Raw genomic sequence first — 3,273 nt, 5'->3', positions numbered from 1 at the left:
ACGTGGTCAGTGGCTCCAGTTTGCGGGTATCCGTCAGGGATGAGGGTGAGGGCATCCCGGAGGAAAACCTGACGCGGATCTTCGCGCACGGATTCACCACCCGCAATGCAGGCCACGGCTTCGGGCTGCACAGCTGCGCGCTGGCAGCCAAGGAGATGGGCGGCACCCTCACCGCCCACAGCGACGGCCCCGGCCAGGGCGCGACCTTCACACTGCAACTTCCGCTCAACACAACACAGGCCTAACCATGAACCCACTGCAGAACCGGCGCATTTTGCTGATTGACGACATGCCCTCTATCTATGAGGACTTCCGCAAGATCCTCATACCCATGCACCGGAGCACGCCTGCAGAACCAGCGATTTCATCTCCGACTCCACCTTCATCCCGCACCGAAAAAGGAAATCAAGCCATGAAAGCGATTCGTTTTATATTCATCGCCATGTTCGCCTTCGCGGCCTACGCAGCGAAGGGGCATGCCGAGCCGGTCACATTGATCTTTGTTCATGGCGCCGCGCCCACGCACCCAACACACTTGGCGGCGATGCAATTTGCCAAGCGTGTCGAACAGCGCACCGATGGGCAAATCAAATTCGATATCTTCCCGGCGGGTCAGCTTGGCGGCGAAAACGAAGCGCTGCAAAAAATCCGGCTCGGTGCGATCGCCATGGGCACGACCGCCCCGAGCAACCTCATCAAGTACGAAAAGGCCTTCGCTGTTGTGATCATGCCCTATCTATTCGACAGCTACGAACACGCGCACCGGGTGCTCGATGGTCCGGCGATGAGCTGGCTGGCACCGCTTGCCGAGAAGCAGGGCTTCGTCATTTTGTCCAACTGGGAATGGGGATTCCGCCACGTGACCAACAACCAGCGTCCGATCAACCAGCCCGAGGATATGCGTGGCTTGAAGATACGTGTGCCGCCCGTGGTTCAACTCGAGGACACCATGAAGGCGTTGGACGCGCAGATCAGCAAGATCGCCTTCAAGGAACTCTACATGGCATTGTCGCAAGGAGTGGTCGATGGCCAGGAAAACCCGCTCCACGTCATTTATTACAACAAGCTGTACGAGGTGCAGAAACACCTCGCGCTGACGCAGCATGTTTACCACAACCAGCTCCACCTCATAAGCGTCAAAAGCTGGGCGATGCTCACGCCGGAGCAGCAAAAAATCGTGCGGGAAGAAAGCAAAGCAGCAGGCGACGGCATGAGCAAAGGAATGATTGCCGAAGAAGACGAACTGATCGCCAAAATGGTCAATGCCGGGGTGAAGGTCACACGCCCCGACCTCAAGGCGTTCCGGGCCAAGGTAGAACCCGCTGTAAAAGAAATTACCGCCTATGCCGGCGAGGCGAACGTGCAAAAGTTTCTGAAGATGGTTGAAGATGGCCGCAAGAAGTGACCGGCACTGTAAGCGTCAAGCCTGGGGCGCAACGTGAAATTGGACAAGGCTTCCAGCAACATGTCGTGGTTGCAGCGCTCACCCAGCCTGAAACTTGAGCTTGCGCTTGGATTTGGCGTGGTCATAGCGCTGGTGCTGGTGCTGGGCGTAGCCGCCTACCTGAGTCAAGAGCGCTCGGTTTTCGCCATCAACAAGCTTTTGACCGTCGATAACCGGACGGCCGACCTCAGCCTGCGCAGCGCACTGGCGATGCACAAGGCGCGCCGAGCCGAAAGCGATTTGCTGTATTCCATGGATGACCTTGAGGTTGCCCCAGCACGCGAGCGCTATGAGCCGCTGGTGCAATCGAATCTGACCGATATGCGCGAATACCTGACCAGCATTCGAATCCTGTCGACCGATCCCGGCATCCTCGACAACATCAAGCATATCGAAGTGCAGATTCAACTGTATGAAAATGGATTTTCGACCGTGCTCGATTTCTCAAGAAAATTGGAGCAGGCCGGTCCCGAATGGGTAGGAAAATTTCACCAGATGGAGCCGGAGATCGAGGCGCTGATCAAAGGGGTCAACGGCACCCATCAGCAGGATTTGAGAAACAGCTTTCAGAAGCTGCGCCAGCATGAAAACGATTTCACCAGTCATCGCAACGAGGTGCAATTGCAGCTGATTCTGGCGGGCGTCACCGGATTGCGCGCGCTGCTTCAGTCGCCTCGTCCGCCAGGGGCAGAATATCAGCGCCTGGCAGCGCTGCTAAACGACTATGCGCAGATCTACCAGCGCTACGTAGAAATGGTCCGCGCGATCAAGACCGCCCAGCATCAATACGTGCAAGCTGCGCTGGCCATGGAACCCTTGCTGGAAGACATGCACACCATCGCCACCACGCGAGCCATCCAGACCCGTAACGGCGTCGAAATCGCGGCCAATTTTACGCGCCGGACCATCCTTGTCACTGCATCCATCGCCACGCTGCTGGGCGCCATCGTTGCATTCCTCGTGTCGCGACGCATTACGAGTGGCGTGACGAAATTGATCACTTTTTCCCGACGCGTCGCCGCGGGGGATTTCAGCGCACGGGCACAGCAAAGTCACGAACATGAATTCGCCATCCTGGCGCGCGCCATGAACCAGATGGCGCAATCTCTTGAGAATTCGCGAACCCAGTTGCTCGCCACAGCGCGCCAGGCCGGCATGGCGGAGATCGCCACCAACGTGCTGCACAACGTGGGCAACATCCTCAACAGCGTCAACGTCTCGGCCGGTCTGGTCAGCAGCACGCTGCGCACCTCCAAAGCCCAGGGTTTGTCGCGGGCCGTGCAATTGATGGACGAGCACGCAGCGGACCTGGGCGATTTTCTGACCCTTGACGACAAGGGCAGGCTGCTGCCGGGTTATCTGGGCAAGCTGGCGCTGGCGCTGACGCAGGAGCAGCAAGGCATGGTCGAGGAGCTGGAACGCCTCACCCGAAGCATTGATCACATCAAGGAGGTGGTGGCCACCCAGCAGTCCTACGCAGGCAGCTCCAGCATTGTCGAGCCGGTGCAGATATGCGATCTGGCAGAGGATGCCCTGCGAATGAACGGCGACTCACTCGCGCGCCATCGGATCACCGTGGTGAAGGAGTTCGTGCAGGTACCGATGCTGCGGCTGGACCGGGCGCGGGTGCTGCAGATCCTGGTGAACCTGATCAGCAACGCCAAGAACGCCATGGAAAACGTGGCGCTCAAATCGCGCCAGATCACGCTGCGTGTGAACGTGGTCAGTGGCTCCAGTTTGCGGGTATCCGTCAGGGATGAGGGTGAGGGCATCCCGGAGGAAAACCTGACGCGGATCTTCGCGCACGGATTCACCACCCGCAATGCAGG

Annotated in this window: 3 protein-coding genes; all 3 read left to right on the top strand. The window is 58.5% G+C overall.

The window, feature by feature from the left end; translation table 11 throughout:
• Positions 1-245, top strand: a 245-nt coding sequence (locus tag C5P05_RS00840; RefSeq protein ID WP_198674577.1) for a sensor histidine kinase, incomplete at its 5' end; no start/stop codon positions are given.
• A gap of 2 nt (positions 246-247) precedes the next feature.
• Positions 248-1,405 carry a TRAP transporter substrate-binding protein gene (locus C5P05_RS00835; RefSeq protein WP_232834285.1) on the top strand — a complete coding sequence of 386 codons (1,158 nt, stop codon included), beginning with the start codon at positions 248-250 and terminating at the stop codon, positions 1,403-1,405.
• Positions 1,406-1,438: 33 nt separating this feature from the next.
• On the top strand, positions 1,439-3,273 hold a 1,835-nt coding region (locus C5P05_RS00830), incomplete at its 3' end, for an ATP-binding protein (protein WP_232834284.1).

This window comes from Rhodoferax ferrireducens, from assembly GCF_003347515.1.
Taxonomy (GTDB): Bacteria; Pseudomonadota; Gammaproteobacteria; order Burkholderiales; family Burkholderiaceae_C; genus Rhodoferax.
Note: the sequence above shows the minus strand (reverse complement) of the source record. Positions and strands in the feature narration are given on the sequence as shown.